General features: G+C 62.3%; 29 protein-coding genes, 1 tRNA gene and 1 pseudogene. 12 read left to right on the top strand and 19 right to left on the bottom strand.

Annotation, left to right across the window (positions count from 1 at the left end):
* Positions 1 to 11: 11 nt before the first annotated feature.
* From EN885_RS12730 to EN885_RS12695, 7 genes and pseudogenes are all read right to left on the bottom strand, one after another.
* Positions 12 to 209 carry a hypothetical protein gene (locus EN885_RS12730; RefSeq protein ID WP_128243032.1) on the bottom strand — a complete coding sequence of 66 codons (198 nt, stop codon included), beginning with the start codon at positions 207 to 209 and terminating at the stop codon, positions 12 to 14.
* 33 nt (positions 210 to 242) lie between these two features.
* The gene (locus EN885_RS12725; protein ID WP_127205320.1) at positions 243 to 440 is read right to left on the bottom strand and encodes a hypothetical protein; all 198 of its coding nucleotides are present in this window, start codon (positions 438 to 440) and stop codon (positions 243 to 245) included.
* Between the two features lie 61 nt (positions 441 to 501).
* On the bottom strand, positions 502 to 2658 hold the full coding sequence (locus EN885_RS34215; protein WP_245493071.1) for a hypothetical protein: 2157 nt from the start codon (positions 2656 to 2658) through the stop codon (positions 502 to 504).
* A gap of 542 nt (positions 2659 to 3200) precedes the next feature.
* Entirely contained in the window at positions 3201 to 4100 is a 900-nt protein-coding gene (locus EN885_RS12715) for a terminase family protein (protein ID WP_281032976.1), read from the bottom strand.
* A 187-nt stretch (positions 4101 to 4287) separates the two neighbouring features.
* A pseudogene (locus EN885_RS12705) lies at positions 4288 to 4968 on the bottom strand (terminase family protein); the annotation flags it as partial.
* Complete coding sequence (locus tag EN885_RS34210) at positions 4886 to 5326, bottom strand: hypothetical protein (protein ID WP_245465620.1); 441 nt, start codon at positions 5324 to 5326, stop codon at positions 4886 to 4888. The gene EN885_RS34210 and the pseudogene EN885_RS12705, both read right to left, overlap by 83 nt.
* Before the next feature lie 3 nt (positions 5327 to 5329).
* Complete coding sequence (locus EN885_RS12695; protein WP_128243033.1) at positions 5330 to 5728, bottom strand: hypothetical protein; 399 nt, start codon at positions 5726 to 5728, stop codon at positions 5330 to 5332.
* 400 nt (positions 5729 to 6128) lie between these two features.
* On the opposite strand from EN885_RS12695, the gene EN885_RS12690 reads away from it, so the two are divergent.
* On the top strand, positions 6129 to 6434 hold the full coding sequence (locus tag EN885_RS12690) for a hypothetical protein (RefSeq protein ID WP_128243034.1): 306 nt from the start codon (positions 6129 to 6131) through the stop codon (positions 6432 to 6434).
* Positions 6435 to 6479: 45 nt separating this feature from the next.
* Here the strand turns inward: EN885_RS12690 and EN885_RS12685 are convergent, their stop codons facing one another.
* Both EN885_RS12685 and EN885_RS12680 read right to left on the bottom strand, forming a co-directional pair.
* Positions 6480 to 6914 carry a DoxX family protein gene (locus EN885_RS12685; RefSeq protein WP_128243035.1) on the bottom strand — a complete coding sequence of 145 codons (435 nt, stop codon included), beginning with the start codon at positions 6912 to 6914 and terminating at the stop codon, positions 6480 to 6482.
* Between the two features lie 327 nt (positions 6915 to 7241).
* Positions 7242 to 7988 (bottom strand): tryptophan 2,3-dioxygenase family protein, encoded by a 747-nt coding sequence (locus tag EN885_RS12680; protein WP_095482699.1) that lies wholly within the window; start codon positions 7986 to 7988, stop codon positions 7242 to 7244.
* Between the two features lie 160 nt (positions 7989 to 8148).
* On the opposite strand from EN885_RS12680, the gene EN885_RS12675 reads away from it, so the two are divergent.
* Positions 8149 to 8619, top strand: a complete 471-nt coding sequence (locus EN885_RS12675) for an Lrp/AsnC family transcriptional regulator (RefSeq protein ID WP_095482700.1) — start codon at positions 8149 to 8151, stop codon at positions 8617 to 8619.
* Between the two features lie 596 nt (positions 8620 to 9215).
* Positions 9216 to 9731, top strand: coding sequence for a hypothetical protein (locus EN885_RS12670; RefSeq protein ID WP_127293361.1), 516 nt, complete (start codon positions 9216 to 9218; stop codon positions 9729 to 9731).
* 64 nt (positions 9732 to 9795) lie between these two features.
* Here EN885_RS12670 and EN885_RS12665 read toward each other — a convergent pair whose 3' ends face one another.
* Positions 9796 to 10182 (bottom strand): ester cyclase, encoded by a 387-nt coding sequence (locus EN885_RS12665; RefSeq protein WP_128243036.1) that lies wholly within the window; start codon positions 10180 to 10182, stop codon positions 9796 to 9798.
* A 126-nt stretch (positions 10183 to 10308) separates the two neighbouring features.
* On the opposite strand from EN885_RS12665, the gene EN885_RS12660 reads away from it, so the two are divergent.
* The 4 genes from EN885_RS12660 (at position 10309) to EN885_RS12640 (ending at position 11715) form a co-directional block, all read left to right on the top strand.
* Positions 10309 to 10382, top strand: a tRNA-Gln gene (locus EN885_RS12660).
* A gap of 167 nt (positions 10383 to 10549) precedes the next feature.
* Positions 10550 to 10732, top strand: coding sequence for a DUF3606 domain-containing protein (locus tag EN885_RS12655; RefSeq protein WP_095482704.1), 183 nt, complete (start codon positions 10550 to 10552; stop codon positions 10730 to 10732).
* A 156-nt stretch (positions 10733 to 10888) separates the two neighbouring features.
* On the top strand, positions 10889 to 11098 hold the full coding sequence (locus EN885_RS12650) for a hypothetical protein (RefSeq protein WP_128243037.1): 210 nt from the start codon (positions 10889 to 10891) through the stop codon (positions 11096 to 11098).
* 431 nt (positions 11099 to 11529) lie between these two features.
* A complete protein-coding gene (locus EN885_RS12640) occupies positions 11530 to 11715 on the top strand; it encodes a hypothetical protein (RefSeq protein ID WP_127205330.1) in 186 nt (61 codons plus the stop codon).
* 143 nt (positions 11716 to 11858) lie between these two features.
* Here EN885_RS12640 and EN885_RS12635 read toward each other — a convergent pair whose 3' ends face one another.
* The 5 genes from EN885_RS12635 to EN885_RS12615 form a co-directional block, all read right to left on the bottom strand.
* Entirely contained in the window at positions 11859 to 13955 is a 2097-nt protein-coding gene (locus EN885_RS12635; RefSeq protein WP_128243038.1) for an EAL domain-containing protein, read from the bottom strand.
* A 242-nt stretch (positions 13956 to 14197) separates the two neighbouring features.
* Positions 14198 to 15403, bottom strand: coding sequence for an NAD-dependent formate dehydrogenase (locus EN885_RS12630; RefSeq protein WP_164759188.1), 1206 nt, complete (start codon positions 15401 to 15403; stop codon positions 14198 to 14200).
* 265 nt (positions 15404 to 15668) lie between these two features.
* Positions 15669 to 16268 carry a YdeI/OmpD-associated family protein gene (locus EN885_RS12625; protein WP_128243039.1) on the bottom strand — a complete coding sequence of 200 codons (600 nt, stop codon included), beginning with the start codon at positions 16266 to 16268 and terminating at the stop codon, positions 15669 to 15671.
* A gap of 304 nt (positions 16269 to 16572) precedes the next feature.
* The gene (locus tag EN885_RS12620) at positions 16573 to 16770 is read right to left on the bottom strand and encodes a 4-oxalocrotonate tautomerase family protein (protein WP_126105741.1); all 198 of its coding nucleotides are present in this window, start codon (positions 16768 to 16770) and stop codon (positions 16573 to 16575) included.
* Between the two features lie 33 nt (positions 16771 to 16803).
* Entirely contained in the window at positions 16804 to 17544 is a 741-nt protein-coding gene (locus tag EN885_RS12615) for an SDR family oxidoreductase (RefSeq protein WP_128243040.1), read from the bottom strand.
* 100 nt (positions 17545 to 17644) lie between these two features.
* On the opposite strand from EN885_RS12615, the gene EN885_RS12610 reads away from it, so the two are divergent.
* The 3 genes from EN885_RS12610 to EN885_RS12595 all read left to right on the top strand — a co-directional run bounded on the left by EN885_RS12610 (position 17645) and on the right by EN885_RS12595 (position 20366).
* On the top strand, positions 17645 to 18550 hold the full coding sequence (locus EN885_RS12610; protein WP_128243041.1) for a LysR family transcriptional regulator: 906 nt from the start codon (positions 17645 to 17647) through the stop codon (positions 18548 to 18550).
* Between the two features lie 362 nt (positions 18551 to 18912).
* Positions 18913 to 19524: a hypothetical protein gene (locus EN885_RS12600; RefSeq protein WP_128243043.1), complete on the top strand. Its 612-nt coding sequence runs from the start codon at positions 18913 to 18915 to the stop codon at positions 19522 to 19524.
* Positions 19525 to 19634: 110 nt separating this feature from the next.
* Complete coding sequence (locus EN885_RS12595) at positions 19635 to 20366, top strand: SDR family oxidoreductase (RefSeq protein ID WP_128243044.1); 732 nt, start codon at positions 19635 to 19637, stop codon at positions 20364 to 20366.
* Here EN885_RS12595 and EN885_RS12590 read toward each other — a convergent pair.
* Positions 20317 to 21258, bottom strand: a complete 942-nt coding sequence (locus EN885_RS12590) for a LysR family transcriptional regulator (protein WP_128243045.1) — start codon at positions 21256 to 21258, stop codon at positions 20317 to 20319. The two genes, EN885_RS12595 and EN885_RS12590, sit on opposite strands and share 50 nt — an antisense overlap.
* A gap of 22 nt (positions 21259 to 21280) precedes the next feature.
* Positions 21281 to 22183 carry a S1C family serine protease gene (locus EN885_RS12585; protein WP_127204758.1) on the bottom strand — a complete coding sequence of 301 codons (903 nt, stop codon included), beginning with the start codon at positions 22181 to 22183 and terminating at the stop codon, positions 21281 to 21283.
* 279 nt (positions 22184 to 22462) lie between these two features.
* On the opposite strand from EN885_RS12585, the gene yghU reads away from it, so the two are divergent.
* The gene (yghU, locus tag EN885_RS12580; protein ID WP_128243046.1) at positions 22463 to 23329 is read left to right on the top strand and encodes a glutathione-dependent disulfide-bond oxidoreductase; all 867 of its coding nucleotides are present in this window, start codon (positions 22463 to 22465) and stop codon (positions 23327 to 23329) included.
* Positions 23330 to 23637: 308 nt separating this feature from the next.
* On the opposite strand, the gene EN885_RS12575 is transcribed toward yghU, so the two are convergent.
* Entirely contained in the window at positions 23638 to 23829 is a 192-nt protein-coding gene (locus tag EN885_RS12575; protein ID WP_095482717.1) for a hypothetical protein, read from the bottom strand.
* Between the two features lie 304 nt (positions 23830 to 24133).
* Here EN885_RS12575 and EN885_RS12570 point away from each other — a divergent pair, with 304 nt between their 5' ends.
* The gene (locus EN885_RS12570) at positions 24134 to 24874 is read left to right on the top strand and encodes a sulfotransferase family protein (protein WP_128243047.1); all 741 of its coding nucleotides are present in this window, start codon (positions 24134 to 24136) and stop codon (positions 24872 to 24874) included.
* Positions 24875 to 24905: 31 nt separating this feature from the next.
* Here EN885_RS12570 and EN885_RS12565 read toward each other — a convergent pair whose 3' ends face one another.
* On the bottom strand, positions 24906 to 25787 hold the full coding sequence (locus EN885_RS12565; RefSeq protein WP_128243048.1) for a DMT family transporter: 882 nt from the start codon (positions 25785 to 25787) through the stop codon (positions 24906 to 24908).
* Positions 25788 to 25916: the final 129 nt, after the last annotated feature.

Genomic DNA, 25916 nt, shown 5'->3' with positions numbered 1-25916 from the left:
GGCGTTGAAAATCAGAATGGGCTGTCATGCATCAGAATGGCAACTACGAATAAAAAATAAATAGTAAAAAATCCGGGAATGCTAAGTGCTGCAGCTCCAAAAAGGACAAAAGCGCGCTGAAGCGGCGTCAATGATTTGGACCTGACGCCTTTTACTGCCAAGTATATCGCCAACACAAGGCTCACAAATCCCCAAAAAAATAATGACATCTATTGTCTCCTGCGGAATCGGGAACACACAGCTTAACCCCACCAAAAAAACCAAATCTCTTTATAGAAAGCAAAATCCCAAATAACTATATATCCTGGAACGCTGATAATTGCCGCAACAAAAATAACAGAAACACGCCGATTGGAATCGATACTTTTTGATATAACACCAAACACTGCCAATATTATTGCCAATACAAATGAGACAGACCCGAAAATATAAAATTCCATCGGTTATCCCCTAAAAAATTATCACAATATATGACGATGGGTGCTGAGCTTATCCAGATCGTTACCAATTGCCAAATGACATCCTACTTCCAAATTGCGCCTGTCCAACGGCTGATTGTGCGTCATCGTAAGCCCTTTGCGCATCATCGCGAGCCGAGATCTCTATGGCGCTCGGTATATGGAGCGCCATCTCTCCAGCAATTTTACCTTGGAAAAGTTTCATTGCGCGCGAAGCATATGTTGACGCCTCGTTGCGCTCTTCGTCGGTCTTTAAGGCCGGATCTTTCATGTAATCCTCATTGTCGAGGTATGTTTTCAAAGACGCTACAAGTTTCCTATCGGCCGCGATTACATCGCCCGGCGTTTTCGCGTCGCGATAGTCCCCGTCATGTTGCTTATAGAATCCGTCCTGAATATCAAAAGGTGGTAGGTCAAAACCACCACCCCGAGTACCGCCAGTCCAGCCAGGCCCGCCGTAAATGCCATAGGTAGGAATCTTCCTGTTGAACCAATCGGACCAGCTTAGGGCCTGGTCGCCATCCTGATCATGGCTTATCGGGTGGTCGGATTCCCAATGCTGTTCCGAGTGGCCATCTCCCAAGGGAGTATTGGCGAGGTCGAGCAGACCCATGGGATCAACCACTGCCGCCCGAAGCGACCTGTCGGCCGTATTGTCGGCAACCTTGGATACGCTGGTTCGAAGCAAATGATCGAGCACTGCCCGGCGTTGCTCACGAGGCGTCGCGATGAGCACATTGCGCAAAACCGCGTCCTGGTCCTGTGGAGGTCGATTCTGATCTCGGAGCGTGTCGACAACCCGTTCCGCCACGGAATTCGGCAGCGGTTGTATGGTCTTAAAGTCCATCTGCTGCTGGGCTGCGATGGAGCCGACGATTGCCACTTGATAGTCTTCCAGCTTCGACAGATTGTTCCAGGCAGCATCGAGCTTCGCGAAAGCCCTGCGAACATATCCGCCCGGATCGCCTTGCCTTGCTTTGAACGTCAGATCGGCGGCCGCGGCGATGGCGTCGTGTCGCGCTTTGCCCTCCTCCGGCGTTGCGCTGGCCGCCTTAGTGTTGGCGTCGTTGACCATAGCGTCTATTGCGTTGTTGGGCACATCACGCATGTCGTGGAATTGACGGCTGACATTGACCGCCCGGTTGAATAGCTGAAAGCGCCTGTCGCCTTCCGTCGCGCCATGAACATTGACGAACTGCTCGGGAGTGGGAAGCGGACCGTCATAGGCTCCGGTATCCTTGATGGCTTCAGGTGCATTCTGTTCGGCAAGACTGATATTGGCGCGTGTATCTACCTGTCGTGCCGCATCGACGGCGAGGGCCAGCCGGACCAAGGCCGGCCGGTCTTCGGGCGCAATGTCGTCTTGAAACGCCTGCGCTGTTCGCTCTTCCGGGGTTAGCTGTCCGACGCGGTCGCCCTTCGAGCCCGATGGGCTTGCAGTGTCTTGCCTCGGCTCGCCACCAACCGCGGCGGTATCGTCCTTGGTCCGATCGCCGGCTTGTGTCGCACCGAGCATTTCGGCGGCGCGTTTCGGGTCCAGGCCGATCGTCGCCAGCATCAACGCCTTGGCCGTGTTGCTCCGCCAGGCAACTTCCGCCGCTTGCCTGGCAACCGGGTTGCCGATCTTGGCGATCAGGTCGAGGCCGTGCTGTCGGATCGCCTCGAAGTTCGCGGTATCGTTAGGGTCGCTCCGTGCGATGGAGTTGGTGGAGATATTCTCGACCTTGGTCCACTGGTCCTGCTCGTACTCGTCGCGGCGCGCCTGCTGCCGCGCCGCCATGCGCTCGGAACCCATCGCGCGGATTGTCTCCTTTTGCCTGGCGAAATTGGCACGTTGGCTTTCGGGTATTTTCGGCAGGGCATCGTCGAACAGCGTGTCGAACAGGCCGGGCTTCACCACTTGGCTGCTGCGCGGATCGACTTGGCCGTACATGGCGTCATGCAGGCCGGCACCATCGGGCGCTGCATTGCCCGCCACATCGGCCTCGGCTTGGGCGATCTGGTCCATCATCTTGCGGCGGGCAATTTCGGCGTCGAACGCCTCCTGCTGCTCTTTGCGCTGTTGAAAGCGCTCGGAGACGGCCGAAAGCTCGCCGCCCAGGTCTTGCATGGCGCCGCCGATTGGCGATCCCTGCGGATATCGCACCACGTTGCCGGTATCGAGCCGGCGCTGCGCCAGTTGGAGAGGTATGGTCGCCATCTAATTGTTTCCTGCCCAACTGGCTCTGAACAAAAGGGGGTCGCTCTGCGGGAGATCACGGCATGGCTGATCGCATTGCATGCCGGCCGCCGCATTCGCGGGCTTTGTCGGATCGACGATTATTGGAGAGACGGCGGAGTTGCCGGCGTTGCGGATCCCCGCCGCCAGAAGCCCCGTGAATTCCGTCGAAACAATGCAGCGTCGTCCGCCCCGCCTCACAGGTTTCGGAGTTTTGCGTCATCATGGATATCGGTGCGGCCAGCACCGGGGAGACAGGCGGAACCCCATGCCGTCGGCGACCAGGAGCCCAGCGCGATATGGCGCACCAACCATCAGCCGTCGACGCTCCAGACAAACGCACCCCCGGTCGAAGTCGGGTGGGTCTAGAGTGGGGCGGCACGCCAATCTAGATGAAAGTTATTTCAAACTTTACACATTAATTAAACCGCTAGTTAATCAGCACATTCACGAGCACGTATGCTAACGGCCCCCCTGCTTTGGGGGACTTGTTGACGTGTTAGAAGAGGATGTGTTGGAGAAGATCACCGATAATCTTCCAGCGGGTCGGAAATCTTACCGCTTTTCCGCAACGTCCTGAACTCCGCCGGGTCGACCACCGCTTCCCTCAGCATCATCACGCCGTAGCGGGTCGCCGCCATCAAATCGTCGCGTAGCTTCACCACTTGCCCGTCCTTGCGGTGATAGAGCCGAAACTCCTCGAACCAGGGCAAAAGCGTCGAGAACACCTTGAAGCGGCCGGATTGCATGCGGTCGAGCATTTCCATCAGCCCGGCTTCGACCGAGACGGAGCCGTCGGCGAACTGCGCATGGCTGGAAAGCATGTTCAGCCCGTGCGCGGCATATTGTTTGGCCAGCGCAACGCCCGCCCCTTCCAGCGTCTCGCGGCGGCCGTCGCGCGGCCAGGCCCAAGGCAGCCATTCGCCCCAGGGTTTGAGCGTCAGCGCCTGCATGGCGGGCGTCTGCTGCGACGCGCGGCAGGCTTTCGAGACATAGACGACATCGGCCTCCGTATCCCAGGCGAGCTCGACAGCGGCCGAGGGATGGTCCCAGCCGAAATCCAGCGCGCCGAGCCGCGGCCAATAACGCGGCAGCCGGAACGGCTCGCAGACGATCAGTTCTTCCGCCACCGGAAAGATACGGCCGGAGCCCAGCACCGGAATGCCCTTGGCCCGCGCCTCGCGCTCATGAGCTGGATAGGCTGATATGATCTCGGCGCGTTGCTGCGGCGTGTAATGCTCGGCATCGTCGATGGTCATGAAGGTGACGTGGCGGGTCATTTGTGCGGCTTTCCGGCTTGAATCGTTTTGGCAGTCGTCGGACGTATGGTGTTGTTTGGGCGAGATCTTTTTCGCGCTGGCGGGACAGCGCCCCCCTCTGTCCTGCCGGACATCTCCCCCACTTGGGGGGAGATCGGATGTCACCCTGGTTTTCGCCAATCTCCAACGGTTGCAGGCAAGCGGGACGCGGAAACTGCCAATCTCCCCCCTCGTGGGGGAGATGTCCGGCAGGACAGAGGGGGGCGCGCAGGAACGCAACGGGTGAGCGGAAGCGAATGCTTCCTTCCCTAAAACCACCTCACCGCCCCATTCCCTCCACTTCCTCCGCCGACAAAAACAACAACACCACCTCCGACATGCCGAGCAGCGGCGTGAAGGTGACGATGGTGATGCCGCCCGTCGCGTTGGTGCGGGTCAGGCCTTCGGAATAGATGTCGAGCGGCGGCTCCTCGTCGAACCAGACGCCGTGCAGTGTTTCGCCCTGCCACTTCTCGCGGCCCTTCTCAAAACTCTTGAACGACAGCACCGATTCATCGGCCTGGACATCGCCGCCACCGCCATGGCGGACCACGACGCTGTCGAGCCCATGCGGCGCGCCGCGCCCCATGATGGTGCTGACAATGGCGTCGGCCGGGATCATGCCGGTGCCCCACGCGGCCGGCTGCTGCGGCGGGCCGATCAGGATGCGTTGCGGGTTGTCGCGCGTGCCCTCGGCGGTGACGCCGGCCGCCCAAAACCGCACCGGCGTGTCGAAAACCTTGCCTTGCCACCACTCGGGATAACGGCCGGTGAGGTGCATCGCCCATTCGGCGCCGCCGGCCCTTGTCTTGCCGAGCTGGTTGCCGGCCATGAACAGCCGCTCGCGGCTGGTCGCGCCCGCTGCATGGAACTCGGCCTGTTTTGGATAGGGCCGGTACGCGGCAAGCTGATTAGCGCGGCGTCTGCGGTCCAATTCCCTCAGCAGGCTCAGATACTCGGTCTTTGCCGTCGAGGCCCGGCTTTGCGTGACCAGGCTTGGCGAGGCCAGGCTTTGCAAGGCCCGGTTTTGCGAGGCCCGGTTTTGCGAGAAATGGCCGGAGGACGGCTTCGAGGCCGCGGATGCGCTGCCTGATTTCGTCATCGCTCAATGCTTCCAGACTGTTGATGTTGAGATGCAGATCCTTGGGCAGCACCGACAGCACGATCTTTAGATACTGGTCGGGCTTTTCGGTGCGAACCTCGGCGATGACGCCGGCGCCATGCGCCCGGAAATCGGCACGGATCGCTTCCAGAAAACCATCGGCCAGCGTCTTTTTCGTCCGCTTTGACCGGCTGGAGGACCTGGGTTCCGTCACGCCAGACGGTTCGTCGTCGAAAGTATCCTCGGCCATGCCCTACCCCGCAGCCCCGGCGAGCGCCGCGATCTCGGGCTTCGCCGCTTTCTTGACTGCCGGCGTGGGTCGCTTGCGGGACTTCGCCCGCTTGCCGGCGCGCTTTGCCTTTGGTTTCCGCGGCCGGCTTGCCGCTTCGGGCTTCGCCTTGCCGGAGCCTGTCTGGGCTTTGAGCGCCGCCCTGACGACACTCACGGCATTGTCGCTGACGCCCGCCAAGGGAAAGCCAAAGCCACCGGCCGCATCGACGGGACCGCCCCTGACCATGCCGATCCGTACACCGGCCGCAACCGGCTCGAATTGGCCGTGGCGCACAGGTGCGGCGCCCTCGAACTGGCCAATGGCGCTAACGACCTCGCGGCCGTCATCGTCGGCGATGATGGTGGCGTAACGGTTGGACATGGGGTGTGAACCTGACAGACGTGGTGTGCGTTGCGGGAGGATCGAGACACTTTGACAAAGGCCAGTAGGCGACACCGACGATCACACGCGTTGCGTTCCTTCGCGCCCCCTCTGTCCTGCCGACATTTGATATCGGCAACAGGCAGCGAACGTTCGAAAGGGACTTAAAACAAAAAACCCGCCTGGGCGGCGGGTCGTTGGCGCAAATCAGCACCATGCCCAAATCAATAGCATAACTGCCGGCACGAAGTCAATGGTGGAGCGGTCGATTCAAGGAAAAAATTCCTGCATCGAGCGACTCTCGCGCACGAATGTCTCGAAGCGCTCGATCCCCGTACCGCCATGCTGGATCGGAACCGGCATTCGCGCGTTTGGAGCTTTAGCCAATGGGAGCAAAGCCATGAATGTCGCCAATCTGCAACTCGAAGGTCTGCTGATGGCCGTCGCATCGATCAATCAGGTTCTTGTCCGCAAAGGCGTGCTCACAGTCGAGGAGATAGACATTGCCTTGCGCAAGGCTGAAGCCAGCGAGACCAGCGAGGAGCGGTCCGAAGGCATGTCGGCGTCGAGCCGCGATGCCGTCAATTTCCCGATCCGGCTGCTGGAACTGGCCAACCAATGTCAGCCGGAGACGGACATGCCGTCGTTCTCGAAACTGGCGCGCATGGTCGGCCAGATGAAGGAACCCTACAACGACCAGATGTGACGCCCTCCCCACATCAAAGATGGCAGATCGACCGAAGGTTCGCGATCAGCTCGCAGACCCAAGCTTCAGTGCCAGCACGCGGCCCGGCCCATGGACGGCAGCAAACAGCAGCCCGGCCAGGAAGGTGAAATGGTCGACGAAGAAGCCGAACTCGGCTTGGTTGCCGGCCCAGTGCGATGGCCCGTGGAAGGCAAAGCCGAGGAACAGCACGTAGGCGCCCGCGACAAGTGCGGCCCAGGAGAAGAAGGCTCCGGTCAGGAAGCACAGAACGAGGACGACTTCGAGCAGGGCCGCGCACCAGGCCAGAAACAGCGGGAACGGAAATCCGGCAGCGGCGATGTAGCCCGCGGTGCCGCCCATGTCGGTGAATTTGAAAATCACCGCCATGAGGAAGACGGCCGCGAAGATCAGCCGGCCAACGAGGATTGCCGCGGTTTGCCACGGTGATTGAACGGGTGATTGAGCGGCTTCCAACGACATGATGTCCTCCGGGGTTGCGACGGGTTTCGCCCCAAGGACGGACGGAGTGCGACGATCCCGACATCAGGATTCAAATAGCTTTGCAGGGGAGAGAGGCAAGCGGGTCGCATTGCAGGACTGGGTTCCATGCCATGACTTTGGGCATCGCCGCGTTCCTTCGCGCCACGAGTGGGGAGATTGGCAGCTTCAGCGCCGTGCTCGCCCCCCCGAGGTTGGCGATTGGTGAATGCCGTAGTGACAGCCAACCTCCCCCCAAGCGGGGGAGATGCCCGGCAGGGCAGAGGGGGGCGCTGTCCCGCCGAAATCAAAAGGTTTCTGCACCTGCCCCTACTCGGCCGCGTGGTGGCTGATCGAGTCCCGCACAGTCCCATACTGGCTGCCCCAGCGGTCGGTCATGTCGCAGCGTATGTCCCACAGCTCCGGGAAGAAGCGGTGGCGGGCGCCGGCCTCAAGCAGTTCGACCGGCCGGCCCTTAAGCGATTTCGCGCCCAGCCCGATCGAGCGGTGGATGAGGTAGAGATGGTTGGCGCGGAACTTTTGGAACAGCTCGTCGAATTCGATCAGCGCTTCGGCGACGACATAGCTGTCGCCGTGATCGTATCTCGCATCGTAGACATCCTCGACCGACAGCCCGCGACCATCGAGATAGGACGCCTTGAAGGCCCGCCACAGGTCCGGCGGCATGCGCAGCAGGAGCTTGAAGCCCGGTGATTCCTGGCCGCTGCCATTGCCGAGCTGCAGCCGAATCTCTTGGTATTCCTTGGGCGACATGGTTTCGAGCAGGTCGAGCTGCGCCGTCATCATGCGCATCAGCCGATGCACGCGCCCCATCAGCGTGACGATGCGATGCGTGTTCTGCTGCTCGAGGAAGTCGACGACATCGACCAGCGTGTAGGTGATGAGCTTCATCCACAGCTCCTCGACCTGGTGCACGATCTGGAACTGCAGCTCGTCGGCATTGACCATCTCGGCCAGCGGCTTCTGGCAGGCGAGAAGCTTGTCGCACCTGAGGTAGACGCCGTAATCGCGCATTTCAGGCGCTTCGATGCGGGCATAGTAGTCCGGCTTGTGCATGGCAGCTGCTCCTTTGCCCGGCCCATAGGGCTCAGGGCATCTGTTCGGTCCGAGCTTGAAGGATAAGCGCTTTTGGCTTGAACATTGTTCCTTTTTGTTATCCAAATGCAGGAAATGAAGGACGAACGTCCGTTAATGAAGCGATTTTGGAGAACGATTTGTGCTGGATGCCCTCGACCGGAAGATCGTCGCGGCACTGGAACGCGACGCGCGAATCTCCTTCGCGGCGCTTGCCGACGAGGTCGGCTTAAGCAAGACGCCGTGCTGGAAGCGGGTCAAGGCGCTGGAGGACGCCGGCATCATCCGCGGTTACTCGACGCGGATCGACCCGGCCAAGCTCGGCTTCGGCATAGAAGCCTTCATTCAGGTGTCGATTGATTTCGAGCTTTCCGAAGCCTTCGAGGCCGCAGTCCAGGCACATCCGCTGATCCGGCGCTGCCACGCCACGACAGGCGAAGCCGACTATCTCCTGCAGATCGTGACGGTCGACATGATGGCGCTGGACAGGATGCTGCGCGTCGAGCTCAGCCGCCTGCCCGGCGTGCGGCGGACGATCACCTCGATGGCCATGCGCGAGATCAAGGGTGGCATTTCTTTCGCCAATGCCGTTGGGCATACGCAGAAGCGATAGACGCTCGACAGAGGCTGGGGTTTAATTCGATTGGATGGTTTTGGATGGTTCAGGCTGCGGTTTTGTCGGGCTTGTCTATCCTCGGTGCCGGGCTTTGGGCTGGATCGACGTCCGGCTCCTTCTGCTGTTCGGCGTCAGCTTTCCGCTTCGGGCAGTCCTCGTAGCCATGGTCGCGCCCGCCGCAATATGCGCAGCATTTTGCCGGGATATCGGGGCGAAACATCGTCGTCATGCATTGAAATGCACGCGGCGCCCGTCTGGTTGCGTCGCACCGTTACTTTTCGCTTACATTAGGGATTTGGGCGCCGAATCCGAGGCTTTAAGGCGTGTAGCCCAGCGCGGCCAGGACCGACAGCCCTGCGACCAGGCCAATTGCAATAACAATGCCGAAATGCCGTTCCAGGAATCTGGGCGGCCCCTGCCAGTCGTATCGCATATCTGAAACTCCGCCGGGTAATCTGGGGCAGAGTGTTCAGGCGTCAAGGCCGGCGGTCCTGACAGGCGATAGACTTGACACCCGGTAGACTTGATAGGCGGTAGACAGGCAGCTGCCATTGTTCATATCGTTGTTCATATCGGAACGCGGGACGGCACTCATGCCCGAGCATCCTTCATCAGCGGGAGAAAGCCATTCCCAGCCCGCTGCGGCACCTGACCCTCGTCTGGCCTTTGTTTATGCGGAGGCGGTGCGTGGGCTCCAACACCAGCAGAACGTGGTGGAGAGCCTCAATACGCGCGCTGGCAATCTGATCTTTGCAACCGCGTTCGTGAGTTCTCTCCTCGGCGGCAGAGCTCTCTTGGATGGGCTCGGGCCGTGGGACTGGCTGGCGCTGGCGCTGCTTTTTCTGATCGGGCTGCTGGTCGTCATCATGTTGTGGCCCTACTACGCCTATACGTTCCGCTTCGATCCAGAGAAGTTGCTCCAGGACTTTGTCGATCAAAACCCTTCCGTATCCATGGATGTGATGCACCGCGCGCTTGCGCTCCGCATTAAAACCGACATGGCCAACAATTGGCGGATCATTCAACGCCTGCGCATGTCGCTACAGCTTGCCCTGTTTCTATTGTTGCTGGAACTTTTGGCGTGGCTGTTCGCGATAACCCGCGTCTAGGCTCAGGGCCATTAATCCAGCAAGGTTAAGACTGCCTTGAGACTATACACGCGATAATCTCGCGCTAAAGCTGAGCTTCGATGGCCGTCTTGTCTATGACAGACCATACTTGAACGATCTTTTCGTCGCGAAATTCGTAGATCACGTTCTCGGCGAAGGAAACTTTCCTCCCGCCTAAAAGGAGACCAAGGAACGTTCCTTTCGGCGTACAGTCGAAGCCTAGTCGGCTCGCTATATAAGGCGGTTCGGAAATCAGCATCTGGACATTGAAATAAAGGTCCGGAATTTCATCAAAGTCTCTCTCCAGCATTTCGCGATAGCCTGACAAGCCGAGCCGCCGGCCGTTGTGGATCACCTCATCATCGACGAACTGTCCCAGCTTCGGCCAGTCCTGCTTATTCAGGCAGGCAATGTAGTCTCGGTAGACGTCGCGGAGGTCGGTTTTAATCACGGCGATTGCTCCTATCTCTACAAGGCTCTGCTGAAAAGGCAGTGTCTCACATGCTCAAGCAGATGACTGCATGAAGCGGCTTCATGCGCGGATGAGAAAGTGCTAGACAGCGTCCACTTCCTCTATTCCCGCTTCGTCTAATGGTAGGACAGCGCCCTTTGAAGGCGTGAATCGTGGTTCGAGCCCATGAGCGGGAACCAGCATCGGACCGCCCGTGCCGGGCAGCCGATCAGTCTTGATCCGATCAGATCGCTGCAACGCGCCAACAATGCCAGGACGAGGCCGGCGTGCCGTCCTTTTCCCAACGGACAAGGATGGTCGGTCGGACCAAGGAGCCCTATAAAGACCACATGTGACGGAGGACGACATGGCCGACGACAAATCCAAGACCAAGCAGGATCGCAAGCTGGCTTCCAGCGAGCAGCCTTACGAAGTCGCCGCCTTTGCCAAGAAATACGGCATACCGCCGAGCGAGGCCGCGACGATCATCAAACGGTACGGGCCTTCGAGGAAGAAGCTCGATGCGCATATGGCGAGCCGCAATGCCTGATCTGCACCCGGCGGCGTCGACCTGGATCATCACCGCGGCTTGACCATGCCGCTTGTTTCCGGCCTGCCGGCGCTATCGACCGGATTCAACGCCAGGTTTCAATAACTCGTTTACTTTGACGCGATACCACCCAACGGGGAATCGTTGGGAGGTCGGATGTCGGACCGTGCATTGCGCTTTGAATGTGTCATGGAGCCAAACGGCCGATGGATGGTGTGGGACGCCAGGCTCGATCTGCCGGCCCAGTTTTCGGCGCTTGCGCTGATCGGCCTGCGTCACGACGAGGCCGCTTCGCTTTGCCGCCTCTTGAACGAGACAGCCTCCGAGACAGACGCCATCTATGCCCGGCAGAGCCGCGCGTCCTGATGTTTGCGCCGCACAGCGCTGAGACGGCTGGCGCTCCGAACTGAATCCATCGATCTGTAGAAGCAGGTGGCCCTTGCCGAAGTCATCGGCTCGGCTTCGCGGGCCTCGGAAATCTTGAACAGGAAGCGCTTGCTGACGATGGATATGGTGCACCAGATCCACAAGAATTGGCACATTCCAGCGGAAGTGCTTATCCAGCCTTACCACCTTTCAGATGATGAGAAGGCCGACCGGCGCCGGGCCCGAGCGGCTGCTGGATAAATCTCTCTTCCCCGTGAAACGCTGCCTTTGGCTGCGGATGGCGTATTGGCACGGCAGGCAGATGTCACGCACCCTGCCCGCTCGCCATTCACCCGCGGGACCGGGATTTTGCCTTGACAAACAAAGGTGCTATATTAGCTGACTAATCGATTCACAGTCGGCGAGCCGGCATGGCCAAGAAGAAGTCAAAACTGGAACCGTCCAGCATTTCCGCGGTCTCTTCGGCGGAAGCCTATGAGGCGACCTATTTTGCCCGCAAGTGCGGCCTGACGCGGGATGAAGCGCTGAAGATCATGCGCGAGGCCCAGGACTGGGTGAGCACGACGATGCCGTCCACCGCCAAGCGGAAGAATTAGCCCCACGAGGCGGCGCAGTGGGTGGTAAGGCATCGGCCAGGGAGGCGCAGCCGCCCCCTCAAGCGGCACGACGAACACGCGCAGCATTGAGCGGAGGCCGCGTTCCGTCCCACCGGCTCGACTCATCAGCCCTGGATAGAGTCCTACGCTTGCCGTCCCACCGGCAAAGCCGCTTGTGCGCTCGCTCGTGCCACGATCGCTTGCAGCGGCTCCGGCCGGTGCAGCAGAAATCCCTGGCCGAAGGCAACGCCCATATCCCTGAGGATGTCGAGCGCGTCCTGCTCTTCGATCTTCTCCGCCACCACGGAGCAGCCGAGGCTTTTGGCGATCCCCGAAATGGCCGAGACGATTTCGCGGTCGAAGCGGCTCTCCGCAATATGCTCGATGAAGGACCCGTCGATCTTGATCGCATCGACGGGAAAGCGCCGGAGATATTCGAACGAGCTCATGCCCGCCCCGAAATCGTCGAGGCTGACGCGGCAGCGCCGCTCGCGCGCCTTGCGGACGAACTGTTCAGCGGCAGTGAAATTGGTGACCGCGGCCGTTTCCGTGATCTCGAAGCCGATGCCGGAATGCGGCGCCCCGGTCTCATCGATGACGGCGTCGACGAAATCCCAAAGCTGCGGGTCGCTCAGCGTCTGCGCCGACAGGTTGAAGCCGAGCGTCAGCGCCCCCGACTTCAGCGCCGGACCATGAAGCGAGAGCGCCGTCCTGATGATCCAGCGGTCGAGCCGCGACGCGATGCCGAACCGCTCCGCCGCCGGGATGAACTCGCCCGGCGGGATCAGCCGCCCGTTGCGTCCGGCGAGCCGTGCCAGGACCTCGACATGGCGGCTCTCTTCCCAGGGCTTTCCGAGCCGATGGATTTCCTGGCCGAACAGTTTCAGCCTTCCATCTTCCATGGCATCGACGGTGTCGGCCGCCAGCCGTGCCGCGTTGAGGCCGCCGGAACCGGATGTTGTCTCAGGGGAGAACACCGCGAAGCGATTGCGCCCGGCAGCTTTGGCCGCATAGCAGGCGTCGTCGGCGCAGGCGAGCGCGTCGGCCACCGCGGTATTCGCGTCGGCGACAAAGGCGATGCCGATGCTGGCCGCGAGCTTGCGCGACGTCGCCGTCGAGCCGAGATCGGCGTCGCGAATCGCAGCGAGAACGGCGCCGGCGATACGCTCGGCTTGGGCTGCGTCGCAATCAGGCACCAGCAGCGCGAACTCGTCGCCGCCGAGGCGCGCGGCATGCACCGACGGCGGCAGGCAGCCCAGAATGCCCTCGGCGACGCTCTTCAGCGCGAGGTCGCCGGCGGCGTGGCCGGCGAAGTCGTTCAAGGCCTTGAAGTAGTCGAGATCGACGTAGAAGACCGCGAGCGGGCGCGCCGTTGCGATATGCTGGGCCAGCAGCCGGTCGAATGCGGCGCGGTTCAAAAGGCCGGTCAGCGCGTCGTGATCGGCCGCGTGGGCAAGCTCCTGCTCGCGTTGCTTGGCCTCGGTGATGTCGCGCACCGTGCCCAGGATCTGACCCGACGATTGAGCGTCGGCGATGAACCGTATCAGCGATTCGATATGTCGGACCTCGCCGTCCCGCTTGATGATGCGGTATTGCACGGCAACGACCTTCTGGGTTTGCAGCGGCACCGTATGCGCCCGCTCGGCGTAGTCCCTGTCGTCCGGATGCAGATAGCTGTGCCAGAGGTCGCTCGACACCTCGTCGGTGTCGGCGACAAGCCCGAAAATTTCCCTAGTGCGCTCGTCCCAGTAGCTTTTGCGTGCGGCGAGGTCGTGATGCCAGATGCCGGTGCCGCTGGCGGCCAATGCCAGCCGAAAGCGCACATTCACCTGTTCAAGCTCTGCTTCCGCTTGCTTCTGCTTGGTGATGTCGGTCTGGACGCCCATCAGCCGGACCGGCCGGCCTTCGGCATCGCGTTCGACCACCCCGCCACGATCGAGCACCCATACCCAATGACCGGATTTGTGCTTCAGCCTGAGTTCGGTCTCGATGGAATCGGTCAGGCCGGCAATGTGGCGTTCGCCGCTGGCCACCGCCCGCTCGCGATCGTCGGGATGCGTCAGCTGCAGCCAGAGATCGCTTGTCTTGGCAAGCTCACCCTCGCCATAGCCAAGCATCTGCGACCACATTGCCGAGTAGAAACAGTCGCCGCTCGCGAGATCCCAGTCCCAGACGCCAAGATGCGCGCGTTCGAGCGCCAGCTCCCAGAACTCTCCGTTGCGATTCTTCCTGTCGGCCATGCCCTGGACTTCGCCCGCTCCGTCGCGGCCAATGTGCAGCGAAATCAGAGAAGAAACCGTTACTGTGCAAAGAGCGGGCGTAGGGGCCTATCGGAGACATCACGGCTGGCAGTTTCTTTGGCCCGCCGGTCGATGCACGAGGGGTGCGAAGGCCATCCGGCCCATCGCCTACACGATACCCGCGAACTGCCGCATTCGACCCCTGCGGAGACCTGATCCCGCCTGGATCAGGCCCTGTTGGCTCACACCTTGGCCTTGAAGCGCGCCGCCTCTTCCGAACCGCTTGTGGCGTCGCCCGCGCTATAGGAATGCGCCCCGGCACCGGCCAGCTTGCCGCCATCGACGATCAGGTAGTCCTCGCGGATCGGCCGGCTTTCGAACCAGCATTCCAGGATTTCGCGCGTGCCCGCGGCATAGCGCGCCTGGGCCGAGAGCGACGATCCCGAAATATGCGGCGTCATGCCGTGATGCGGCATCGATCGCCACGGATGGTCCTTGGGGGCCGGCTGCGGGAACCAGACATCGCCGGCATAGCCCGCGAGCTGGCCGCTCTCCAGCGCACGGGCGACGGCGTCGCGATTGCAGATCTTGCCGCGCGCGGTGTTCACCAGATAGGCGCCGCGTTTCATCCTGGCGATCATCGCCTCATCAAACAGGTTCTCCGTCTCCGGATGCAGGGGAGCATTGATCGTCACCACGTCGCAGATGCCGACCATGGCTGCGGCGTCCGGGTGGAAGGTGACGCCAAGGTCCTTCTCGACCGCCTCGGGCAGGCGGTGGCGGTCGGTGTAGTGCAGCTTGACGTCGAACGGCCGCAGCCGGCGCAGCACCGCGCTGCCGATCCGGCCGGCGCCGACGGTTCCGATCTGCATCCCCTCGACATCGTAGGAGCGCGCCACACAGTCGGCGATGTTCCAGCCGCCCTTGATGACCCACTGGTAGGACGGGATATAGTTTCGCACCAGCGCCAGGATCATCATCACCACATGCTCGGACACGCTGATCGAGTTGCAGTAGGTCACCTCGGCGACGGTGATGCCGCGGTCCATCGCGGCCTGCAGATCGACATGGTCTGATCCGATGCCGGCGGTGATCGCAAGCTTCAGCTGGTTTGCCTTGGCTATTCGCTCTTTGGTCAGATACGCCGGCCAGAATGGCTGCGAGATGACGATTTCGGCATCACCGAGCTCGCGTTCGAACACGCTGTCGGAACCGTCCTTGTCCGAGGTCACGACCAGGCTGTGCCCGGCGCTTTCGAGAAATGGCCTCAGGCCGAGCTCGCCCGACACGCTGCCGAGCAGGACGCCCGGTTCGAAGTCGATGGCCTTCGGCGTGGGAAGCGTCTGGCCGCCGGGATAGCGGTCGAGCTTCGGCAGCCCATCCCGCGCATAGTTTGACGGATAACCGTCGACGGGATCGTCATAGAGGACGCAAACGACCTTTGCCATTTTGATCTCCCTTCGTCCGACAACGAGGAAGACGCTCGATTGTTAAGGCTGCCCGCCAAAAACCAGCGGGCGGCCACTCTGGTTTGTCGGAGGCCAGCAACTCCTGGCGCTTCCTCGGAAAGTTGCGCGCTATTGCGAACTAGATGGAGGAGCCTGACGTGGTTTCAAGGCCAGCGGCAGGCAACAGTGCCGCGTCCATCGTCGGACTTGAGCGTACGCCCGATGACGATCCGCAGCGACTGCCGTGACGGCCGGCCACAAACCCTCATTTCTTCCCTTGCGGGTAGATCGTCTCACCGCGCTTCAGCATTTCGACAAACGCCGCGATCTTCTTCTTGCGCCCGGCTTCGGTCTTCATGTTGTGGATGCGGAAGGCGAGCGCGAAACGGTTCTGTGCGCTGAGCGTTGCCAGCATCGCCTTGGCCTTGGGCTCGGCATCGATTGCCGCCTGGAGGTCGTCGGGGATTTTCATGTCCTTGCCGCTTCCATAGGCGCGCGCCCAGCGCCCGTCGGCCTTCGCCGCCTCGACCTGCCTCAGCCCATGCTCGGTCATCCGCCCCTCCTCGATCAGCCGGGCGACGTTGTCGACGTTGATCTGGCTCCAGGTGCTCTTCCTGCCGCGCGGCGTGTAGCGTTGCAAATAGCTCTTGTCGTCGAGCCCCTTGCGCACGGCATCGATCCAGCCCCAGCACAGAACGACATCGATGGCCTCCTTCGGCGTGATCGAAGGCAGCCCCGAACCGACCTTGTGGATCCTGATCCAGACTTCTGTCTCGGTGTCGTGGTGCTTGCCGAGCCAGGCATAAAAGCTGGCGGCATCGCTGAATTCGTGCACCTTGGCGGGATCGACCTTGACCGGCGCCATCAGAGGGTCCGCCTTTTTGCGGTGGTCATCGGTTTCCTCCTTGCCTTCATCTGATGAAGCAGCAACGGAGCCACCGTTGCAAGGCTGGCGAGACAGCGAAGCTGCCATCTCCCCCCTTGTGGGGGAGATGTCCGGCAGGATAGAGGGGGGCGCTGTCCCGCCGACCTTCAACCCTTTGCAACTGCCCCATGTTAATTCAGGAAACGAGACGCTGGCGATCCGTCGCGCCCCCCTCTGCCCTGCCGGGCATCTCCCCCACAAGGGGGGAGATCGGCAGCGTCACCGACGGCTCAAGATGCCGCCCCTAATCCCCGGGAATCGTGAACACCTCGTCGGCGCGGCCGTAGCCGCCATCGGCGACCTCCTCGATCAGCACCATCGTGTAGGGGCGCACGCCTTCGCCGAACATCTCGACGAAAAGAGCTGTGGTCTTGTGGACGAGGTCCTCCTTCTGCCCGGCGGACAGAGCGCGCTCCGGCACCTTGAAGTTTGCAAACGGCATGATGTCAATTCCCTGTGGTTGTTGCGGAAAAAATCAGACTGTGCCGCCATTGGCGCGCAGCACCTGGCCGTTGACCCAGCCGCCGTCCGGACCGGCGAGGAACGACACGACGCCGGCGATGTCGGCGGGCTGGCCGAGCCGCCCGAGCGGAATCAGCTTGGTGATTGTCTCGACCAGCGCCTCGGACTTGCCGTCGAGGAACAGCTCGGTCGCCACCGGCCCCGGCGCCACGACATTGACGGTGATGCCGCGCGGCCCAAGCTCCTTGGCCAGCACATGCGTCATCGCCTCGACGCCGGCCTTGGTCGCGGCGTAGACGCCGTAGCTCGGCTGGTAGAGCCCGACGACGCTGGACGAGAAGCTGACGATGCGGCCGCCGTCGCGGAGCCGTCTTGCACCCTCGCGCATACCGCGGAACACACCGCCGAGGTTCACCGCGATCTGTCGGTCGAAATCCGCGTCGTCCATCTGCGCGATCGGCGAAAGCTTCATGATGCCGGCATTGTTGACCAGCACGTCGAGCCCGCCGAAGGCCTGCTCGGCTGCGTCGAACAAACGCGTCACGCCCACGGGAACGCCGACATCGGCCTGGACGGCGATCGCCGTACCGCCTTCAGCCGCGATCTCGCGCACCACGCTTTCGGCGGCTTCAGCGCCTCTGGCGTAATTGACGACGACCGAAAAGCCGTCGCGCGCCAGCCTTCTGGCCATTTCAGCGCCAATTCCCTTCGAGGCGCCGGTCACCAGCGCCGCCCTTCCATCCTGCATAGCCATGTCAGATCTCCAATTCTTGTGGACTGAAGGTAGGTGACAAACTCGCAGGGATAATCGCTCGGATCTTGCCAACACCATTCGGATATGGCGAACAATGGCGATGGACAGTCTCGACCGGATGCGCCTTCTCACCCGCGTGATCGAACGCGGCAGCTTCACCGCGGCGGCCGCCGATCTCGGCCTGTCTCGATCGACCGCCACCGAGGCGATCAAGGCCCTGGAGGCGCGGCTGGGCGTCAGGCTGCTCGAGCGCACCACGCGCCACGTCACCCCTACCCTCGACGGCCAGGCCTATTACCAGCGCTGCCTCGCCATCCTGTCCGATGTGGAGGATGCCGAGGCCGGCTTCCGGGCGGCGCAGCCGCAAGGGTTGCTCAGGATCGACGTGCACGGCTTCATGGCCCGCCACTTCATCCTGCCGCGGCTCGCCGAATTCCTCGATCGTTATCCCCGGATCGACCTGCATATCGGCGACGGCGACCGGCTGGTCGACCTGGTGCGCGAAGGCGTCGACTGCGTGCTGCGCTCCGGCGAACAGGCCGACAGCGGCATGATCGTGCGAAGGGTGGCGACGCTGCGCGAAGTCACCTGCGCCAGTCCGGCCTACCTGGAGAGGCACAGCGTGCCGGCCACGCCCGACGATCTCGGCGGCCATGCGATGGTCGGCTTCCGCTCGTCGCGGACCGGCGAGGTGATGCCGCTTGAATTCACGGTTGCGGGCGAGCTGCGCACCATCACGCTGCCGAGCCGGGTGACGGTCAACGGCTCCGACACGATGGCGGAGCTCGCCCGCCTCGGCTTCGGCCTTGTGCAGGCGCCGCACTACCGCTTCGCCGGCGATTTCGCGCGCGGCACGCTGGTCGAGGTGCTGCCGGACTATCCGCCGTCGCCGACGCCGCTGTCGGCGCTGTATCCGCAAAACCGCCAGCTTGCGCCGCGCGTGCGGGTGTTTATCGACTGGGTGATCGGGATTTTTGGCGAGGATGGGAAATCGGGCCGGGTGTGACGAGCCGGGGGCCGCCGGCTACTTTTGCGCAGGGGCCGCGTTCCTTCGCGCCCCCTCTGTCCTGCCGGACATCTCCCCCACTTTGGGGGGAGATTGGCAGCCTCACCGTCCCGCCCGCCTTCCAGCGCTGGTGATTGGCGAAAGCCGAAGTGACAGCCAATCTCCCTCCTTGTGGGGGAGATGTCCGGCAGCACAGAGGGGAGCGCTGTCCCGCCGACGTCGCTGACGCCCGTCTCCCCACGCATCACGCGTCCCTCGGCGCCCATGGCGGTTCTTCCCATCGTGATGTAGTAATCTTGTGTCCAGAACCGGCCATGGCCCGGCTCTGGAAACGGCGGGCTTCAATTGGGGGATATGTTGCCATGCGAGCGATGCTGTTCGGCCTGATGCTGTTGCTGCCGACCATGGCCCTGGCGGAACCGATCGAAACCCAGAAGATCATCACCGCGCTGACCGGCGACTGGAACGGCGACGGCGCCGTCGATCTGGTGATGATCGTCGAGACCAAGCCCGGCGACCCGATGGACATGTATTTCTTCCTTAGGGACCGCGAGGCCAATTTTCTCAAACCTGCCGGTATCGTGCGCGAGCAGATCTACGGGGAGTGGAACGGTTACGACCGGCCGGGCTACGGGGCTTCCGACACCGAGCCGGATCTGACCGCACTGCCGAACGGCTCGATCAAACTATACCTGCCGGCAATGCCGGTCGGCAGCAAACGGACCAACACGACGCTGACGCTCGCCTACCGCAATGATGCCTTCATCGTCGCCGGCTTTGCCTATGACTATCACGACTATCTTGAGGACAACGTCGCAAGCGACTGCGTCTACAATGTTTTGACCGGCAACGGCAAAAGCAGCAAGATGCAGCCCGATGGCACCACAATGCAGAAGACCGTGGCGGTGGAAGGCAAGGTCATTGCCTTTTCGGAGTGGAGCCCCGGAATAGGCTTCAGCGCCTGCGGCGAGTGAGGCACGCCGCACCATCGGATTTTCCGATAGCACTATCGTTTTCTTCCGTTTCCGCTTCGAGCCCAGACCTGCGACTTCCCTGACCAAGTGATCGTCTGTGGAAGCGAAGGATGGCGGATATGGCAAACAGGAAAGTTCTGGTCGTCGGCGGCAGTTCGGGGATGGGTCTGGCGCTGGCAAGGCAGTGTCTCGAGGCTGGCGCCGAGGTCATAATTGCCGGGCGCAACGAGGACAGGCTGAAGCGCGCCCGCGAGCAACTGGGCAACCCCGCCGCGCTGGACACGGTCGCGGTCGACATCACCCGGGAGGATCAGGTCGCCGCTTTGTTCAGGCGGATCGGCCGGCTCGACCATATCGTCAGCACAGCAGCCGATATCGAAGGCGCCTATGAGCTGTTGCCTGCGCTCGAGCTGAAGGAGGCGCAGAGGGTGGTGGAAAGCAAATTCTATGGGCCGCTGCTGCTGGCCAAACATGGCGCGCCCATGCTTTCGGCCACGGGCTCGATCACCTTCACATCAGGCATCGCGGCCTATCGGCCGGCGGCGCGGGGCTCGGTCGTCGCCGCGGTCAATGCGGCGCTGGAGGGGCTCGTGCGGGCGCTCGCCATCGAGCTGGCGCCCATCCGCGTCAACGCGGTCTCGCCGGGCTGGGTCGACACGCCGATCTGGACCTTCGTTGCCGGTGACAAGAAGGACGACACGCTGAACGCGATGGCAGAAAGGCTGCCGGTTGGACGGGTCGGACAACCCGACGACATCGCCGACGCTATTTGCTTCTTGATGGGCAACGCTTTCACGACAGGGACGACACTGCATGTCGAGGGCGGGCATCGGCTGGTATAGCCGGCGCGAAATTGTCGCCCGCGGCCGCCAGCAGCAGTTTCAAGGCTGGCGGCTGCACCCGCCTGCGGCGCCAGATCATGGCAATCGACGCCGTGCGGACCGGGCCCGGCCAGGGCATTTCGATGACCTCGCCACGATCGAGCGCCTCGACCACGGCCAGGCGCGGCACCAGACCAAGGCCGGCCCCAGCCGCCACCAGGCGCGCGATCGTGCCGATGCTGCCGACTTCGGCGGCAAGCCTCGGCGATGCAAGGCCTGCCTCGGCAAAAGCCTTGTCGAACAGGTGCCGATAGATGCATCCAGCTTCGGTGACGACGAAGCTCATTTTGCCGAGCGCCGTCAGATCGCCTCTCATCGCTGCCTCCTCAGGAGGAACGACAAGGATCAATGGTTCCGCCGATAGCGTCCGTCTGGCGAGGCGTTCGTCGACCTTCTCGAAACCGTCCCTGTCGAAGCAGAAGGCGACGTCGATCTCGCCATCTTCCAGCTTGCGCACGAGATCACCGCTGCCCGCGACCTTCAGCCGAAGATCGACGTCGGGATGGGCGGCCTGGAAATCCGGGAGCCATTGCGCCAGCTTCGCCGAGGCGATCGTCTCCAGCGCGCCGATCGTCACCGATCCGGCGGCGTGTCCGGCGGTCACGTCCACGGCCGCCCGTGCCTGTTCGATCAGCATCAGAATGTCCACGGCATAGGATTTCAGCGTGACGCCCGCCGGCGTCAGCTGCAGGCCCTGCTTCGACCGCGTGAACAGGGCCGTGCCAAGCTCGGCTTCAAGCGTCTGGATCTGATCGCTCACGCTCGATTGCGCGAGGTGGATCTCCTCCGCGGCGCGCGTGATGTTTCGGCACCGCGCAACCGCGAGGAACGTCTTGAGCAGCCTTGGATGCATCAGGTGACCCGTATCGACTGCTTCACTGCAGCTGCGGTTTCTTGAGAAAGCTGTTGCGGTCGGCCGACTTGACGCGCAGCCAGGTTTCGCGGCCGTCGCGCACCACCCGCAGCGGGATCTCCGCGCCCGCCGGATTCTGCCATAGCTTGCGGTAGAAATCGGCGAGCCCGTCGACTTCGCCGTCGCGCACATCCGAGATGATGTCGCCTTGGCGCAGGCCGGCTTCGGCGGCCGGGCTGCCTTCGGCGACGCTCATCACCACCACCTCGCCATTGCTTTCGGCGGAGAAGGCGCCGAGCCAGGGGCGCGGTGGCTTGGAGACTTGGCCGCGTGTCAGGAGATCGTCGAGAATGGGCGGCAGAAGGTCGATCGGCACCACCATGTTGATATCGGCGATCTCGCCGGCGCGGCTCATCTGCAGGCGCAGCGAACCGATGCCGAGCAGCCTGCCGTCCTGCCCGATGAGTGCCGCACCTCCCCATGACGGATGGGCGGGCGCGGTGAAGATCGCCTCGTCCAGAAGATATTCCCAATAGCCGGCGAATTCCTGCTTGGTGATGATGTGCGCGCTGACCGACTGGCCGATGCCGTCGGCGAGCACCACGGGATCGCCGGCCATCGCCTTGGCCGCGTCGCCGAAAGCCACCGCGGGCAGGCCGAGCGGGGCCAGCGCCTGCACCAGGCCGAAGCCCGATTCCTGGTCGTAGGCGAGCGCGTGCGCGGGAACCACGCGCCCGTTATGGTCGGTCAGCCAGACCTCTTCCGCCTCGGTGATGAGATAGCCGATGGTGAGCACCAGACCGTCCTCGCGTATCACCACGCCGCTGCCCTCCCGGCTCGTGCCCAGCGCATTCGCGGTGAAGGCGTCGTCGGGGATCGAGGCGCGCACCGCCACGATGGACCGCAAAATCGTATCGATGGTCATGCTCTCAATCCCGGCAATATTCATGGCGGCCGCCAAAGGCCCGATATCCTCTATAGGTATGGCGCACGTGACGAGGCGCAAGGGCATCCGTGATCCCTTCCCAAGGGGGAGAACGTGGGCCGGCACCCGGAACCGACAATAGTTCAACACAAGTTGAACTTCCTGCTGCCAGCACTACCTTTATCTATGTGCGGATGAATCTGCCCATCCTCGCTCCCTTTCTCATTGCGCAAGCTGATCCTCCCCAAGACCCTCCCCGCTCCCAACAAAGGCCTCCCGATGAACCAATACACACCGCCGAAAGTATGGACCTGGAACAAGGAAAATGGCGGCGCCTTCGCCAGCATCAATCGGCCGATAGCGGGGCCGACGCATGACAAGGAACTGCCGATCGGCAAGCATCCGCTGCAGCTCTATTCGCTGGCGACGCCGAACGGCGTCAAGGTGACGATCATGCTGGAGGAACTCTTGGCGCTCGGCCACAAAGGCGCCGAATATGATGCCTGGCTGATCAGGATCAATGACGGTGATCAGTTCGGCAGCGGCTTCGTCGAGGTCAACCCCAACTCCAAGATCCCGGCGCTGATGGACCGCAGCGGACCAAAGCCGATCCGCGTCTTCGAATCCGGTTCGATCCTGGTGCATCTGGCCGAAAAATTCGGCGAATTCCTGCCGACCGAGCAGCCGGCGCGCGCCGAAACCCTGTCATGGCTGTTCTGGCAGATGGGCTCGGCGCCCTATCTCGGCGGCGGCTTCGGCCATTTCTACGCCTATGCGCCGGAAAAGATCGAATATGCCATCGACCGCTTCGCCATGGAGACCAAGCGCCAGATGGACGTGCTCGACCGGCGCCTCGCTGAAAGCGAATATCTCGGCGGCGATGACTACACGATTGCCGATATAGCCGTGTGGCCCTGGTATGGCGGGCTGGCCAAGGGCCGCATGTACAATGACGCCGGCGAGTTCCTGTCGGTCGCGGAATACAGACACGTGCAGCGCTGGGCCAACGCGATCGACGCGCGGCCGGCTGTGCAGCGCGGCCGCATGGTCAACCGCGCCTTCGGCGAGCCGGCGATGCAGCTGCACGAGCGCCACGACGCCAGCGATTTCGACACCAACACGCAGGACAAGCTGGCGGCGGAGTGAGCAGAGCGACGGAGCTGAGCGGATGACGCGCCGATCTCCCCGGGGGAGATCGGCAGCTTCAACCCGCCACGTCTCGACGGCGGATCAGGATTGCACAAGCCGCAGGCAGGCTTCCGCGCTGCCCAATCCCAGGCATATGTATTCGGAAATATATATTGGTTGACTAAAGTAACGGAACGTCCAATGCACATTCCCAGAACCGAACAAGTCCGCTTTCAAAAGGCTTAGACCATAATGTCTATTTCGGGAACATCATGATCTAAGCATATAGATATTCAGCCGGATTTCCAGCACTCACGGGTCGCGGATCACCTGTGTGTCTTTCGCCCGGTTCTATAGATCAGCCGGACGACGAACACAAAATATCCAACCTGCAAAACGATCAGGGTCAGGACTGTCCAGCCCAGCGCCTTCCAGATTGAACCGGTTGCCAAAAAAGTCGAGAGCGCCACGACGAGTGACGCGGTGGTCATCCCCACCAGGAACTGTGGAAAATTCATTGCTTTTCAAGGCCGTCCCGGGCTTGCAACAGCCGCGACGACCCCCCTTGCCCATTTACCCCAGACCAACGTTTTCACCCTTTCAATGGTTGCGCAAGTGGCAAATGGAACAGAAGTGTGCACATATTTAACGCAATCTTTGGTTGAGGCTCTACCTTGGCTATCGCTGGTCCATTCAAAAAGAGACGACCTGTAACGGGAGGACATGATGGAAATTTGTTGCGCGCCGGACACTCCGGGCGCAACGTAGGCCCTACGGACTGACATAAAATAAGAATATCAGTCCATGGGAGGGATGGGGAACATGGCGCTCAAGGTAATCGGCGCGGGATTCGGACGCACGGGCACATGGTCGACCTTTGCCGCGCTGAACAGGCTCGGCTTTCCCTGCTATCACATGCAGGAAGTGATCCTCAATAAGACCAACAAGGGCCACCTCGACTTCTGGCGCAAGGTGGCGAACAGCAAGCCCGGCACGCCGCACGACTGGGACCGTGCGTTTGCCAACTACAAGGCGACGGTCGACAATCCCGGCTGCTGCGTGTGGCGAGAATTGCTGGCCGCCTATCCCGATGCCAAGGTGCTGCTGACGCTTCACCCGCGCGGCGCCGAAGGCTGGTACGACAGCACGATCGATACGATCTACTTCACCGAAAATCTCTGGCAGTTCAAGATTTTGGAGTGGCTGACGCCGTTCGGCCGGAAATTCGGCGACATGTCGCGCAAGCTGATCTGGGGTCGCGTGCTGGCCGGCGTGATGGACGACCGCGAGCGGGCAATCGCGCGCTACAACGCTTACACCGAGGAGGTGAAGACCGCAGTGTCGCCGGAAAAACTTCTGGTGTTCACGGTGACCGAAGGCTGGGGGCCGCTGTGCCGCTTTCTCGGCGTGGCGGAGCCGCGGGAGCCGTTCCCGAACCTCAATGACCGCGAAAGCGTCAAGAAGGTCATCCGCGACGTCATCAAGGGATCGTACATGATGCTCGGGCTGTCGATCGCGGGCGGCGTGGCGGTGCTGGCTGGGCTTTGGTGGTGGCTGGGGTAGCCGGCGTCAGCCAAGGCGCCGCCAGCGAACCCTATTCGGGCGAAGGCACCGGCGGCTTGTTCGTCATGGTGGCGCCGAAGGCCGCGGCTATGACAGCGGCTACCCCCAGGCACTGCAGCCCGGTCAGGATCTCGTGCAGGAACAGGAACCCCGCCAACGCGCCCAGCGCCGGCTCCAGGCAGGTCAGCGTGCCGTAGAGCCTGGCCGACATCCTGGTCAGCGCCACCATCTCCAGCCAGAACGGCAGCGCGCTGGAGAACAGCCCGACCAGCAGGGCGCCGGCCAGGATCGACGGCGCGACCAGCGCCGGCCCCGCCTCGGCCACGCCGAACGGCAGCGCAAGCACCGCGGCGATTGCCAAGCCGTAAGCCGTGGTCTGGCCGCCGAGTTCCGCGCCCGCCTTCTGCGCGAACACGATGTAGAGTGCCCAGAAGCCGCCGGCCGCCAGCGCCAGCATCACGCCGGTCGGATCGAGCGCCTGGCGCGAATGGACGAGGGGCGACAGCAGCACGATGCCGGCGACGGCAAGCGCCACCCAGGCGAAGTCGCTGCCGCGCCGCGACGATAGCGTCGCGACCAGAAGCGGGCCGGTAAATTCGAGCGCCACCGCGATGCCGAGCGGGATCGTCTTGAGCGCCGCATAGAACAAAAGATTGAGCGCGGCGAGCGTCACCCCATAGGCGATCAGCCACGGCCAGACGGCTTTGGACGGCCGCACCCGCCAGGGCCGCAGCACCGCCGCCAACATCAGCGCGCCGACGACCAGCCGCAGCGCCGTCGTGCCCTGCGCGCCGACCAGCGGAAACAGGCCCTTGGCGAATGCCGCGCCGATCTGGATCGACACCATGGCGCCGAGCAGCGCTGCGATGGGCAGGGGTGCAGAAACAGGTTTGATAACCGGCATCGACGTCACGGTGGTTGGTCCTCCCCTGCCGCCGGGCTATGCGCGACGGCATGCGGCGGAGATAGGACCAATGGGCTTGCCTGTCGTGAGGCAGCGAGGGGTGGTTGGGTGGGGCAAGCAAAGACTCTGATAGACGCT

This window comes from Mesorhizobium sp. M6A.T.Cr.TU.014.01.1.1 (assembly GCF_004022765.1).
Classification (GTDB): domain Bacteria; phylum Pseudomonadota; class Alphaproteobacteria; order Rhizobiales; family Rhizobiaceae; genus Mesorhizobium; species Mesorhizobium mediterraneum.
Note: the sequence above shows the minus strand (reverse complement) of the source record. Positions and strands in the feature narration are given on the sequence as shown.

Coding starts and splice junctions, on each gene's coding strand:
- EN885_RS12630 (WP_164759188.1), bottom strand. CDS start 15,403: ATGGCAAAGGTCGTTTGCGTCCTCTATGACGATCCCGTCGACGGTTAT.
- EN885_RS34215 (WP_245493071.1), bottom strand. CDS start 2,658: ATGGCGACCATACCTCTCCAACTGGCGCAGCGCCGGCTCGATACCGGC.
- EN885_RS12610 (WP_128243041.1), top strand. CDS start 17,645: ATGGACAGTCTCGACCGGATGCGCCTTCTCACCCGCGTGATCGAACGC.
- EN885_RS12650 (WP_128243037.1), top strand. CDS start 10,889: ATGTCGGACCGTGCATTGCGCTTTGAATGTGTCATGGAGCCAAACGGC.
- EN885_RS12590 (WP_128243045.1), bottom strand. CDS start 21,258: ATGCATCCAAGGCTGCTCAAGACGTTCCTCGCGGTTGCGCGGTGCCGA.
- EN885_RS12730 (WP_128243032.1), bottom strand. CDS start 209: ATGTCATTATTTTTTTGGGGATTTGTGAGCCTTGTGTTGGCGATATAC.
- EN885_RS12640 (WP_127205330.1), top strand. CDS start 11,530: ATGGCCAAGAAGAAGTCAAAACTGGAACCGTCCAGCATTTCCGCGGTC.
- EN885_RS12725 (WP_127205320.1), bottom strand. CDS start 440: ATGGAATTTTATATTTTCGGGTCTGTCTCATTTGTATTGGCAATAATA.
- EN885_RS12655 (WP_095482704.1), top strand. CDS start 10,550: ATGGCCGACGACAAATCCAAGACCAAGCAGGATCGCAAGCTGGCTTCC.
- EN885_RS12680 (WP_095482699.1), bottom strand. CDS start 7,988: ATGCACAAGCCGGACTACTATGCCCGCATCGAAGCGCCTGAAATGCGC.
- EN885_RS12635 (WP_128243038.1), bottom strand. CDS start 13,955: ATGGCCGACAGGAAGAATCGCAACGGAGAGTTCTGGGAGCTGGCGCTC.
- EN885_RS12585 (WP_127204758.1), bottom strand. CDS start 22,183: ATGACCATCGATACGATTTTGCGGTCCATCGTGGCGGTGCGCGCCTCG.
- EN885_RS12625 (WP_128243039.1), bottom strand. CDS start 16,268: ATGGCGCCGGTCAAGGTCGATCCCGCCAAGGTGCACGAATTCAGCGAT.
- EN885_RS12570 (WP_128243047.1), top strand. CDS start 24,134: ATGGCGCTCAAGGTAATCGGCGCGGGATTCGGACGCACGGGCACATGG.
- yghU (WP_128243046.1), top strand. CDS start 22,463: ATGAACCAATACACACCGCCGAAAGTATGGACCTGGAACAAGGAAAAT.
- EN885_RS12600 (WP_128243043.1), top strand. CDS start 18,913: ATGCGAGCGATGCTGTTCGGCCTGATGCTGTTGCTGCCGACCATGGCC.
- EN885_RS12575 (WP_095482717.1), bottom strand. CDS start 23,829: ATGAATTTTCCACAGTTCCTGGTGGGGATGACCACCGCGTCACTCGTC.
- EN885_RS12615 (WP_128243040.1), bottom strand. CDS start 17,544: ATGGCTATGCAGGATGGAAGGGCGGCGCTGGTGACCGGCGCCTCGAAG.
- EN885_RS12690 (WP_128243034.1), top strand. CDS start 6,129: ATGAATGTCGCCAATCTGCAACTCGAAGGTCTGCTGATGGCCGTCGCA.
- EN885_RS12670 (WP_127293361.1), top strand. CDS start 9,216: ATGCCCGAGCATCCTTCATCAGCGGGAGAAAGCCATTCCCAGCCCGCT.
- EN885_RS12685 (WP_128243035.1), bottom strand. CDS start 6,914: ATGTCGTTGGAAGCCGCTCAATCACCCGTTCAATCACCGTGGCAAACC.
- EN885_RS12620 (WP_126105741.1), bottom strand. CDS start 16,770: ATGCCGTTTGCAAACTTCAAGGTGCCGGAGCGCGCTCTGTCCGCCGGG.
- EN885_RS12595 (WP_128243044.1), top strand. CDS start 19,635: ATGGCGGATATGGCAAACAGGAAAGTTCTGGTCGTCGGCGGCAGTTCG.
- EN885_RS34210 (WP_245465620.1), bottom strand. CDS start 5,326: ATGGCCGAGGATACTTTCGACGACGAACCGTCTGGCGTGACGGAACCC.
- EN885_RS12695 (WP_128243033.1), bottom strand. CDS start 5,728: ATGTCCAACCGTTACGCCACCATCATCGCCGACGATGACGGCCGCGAG.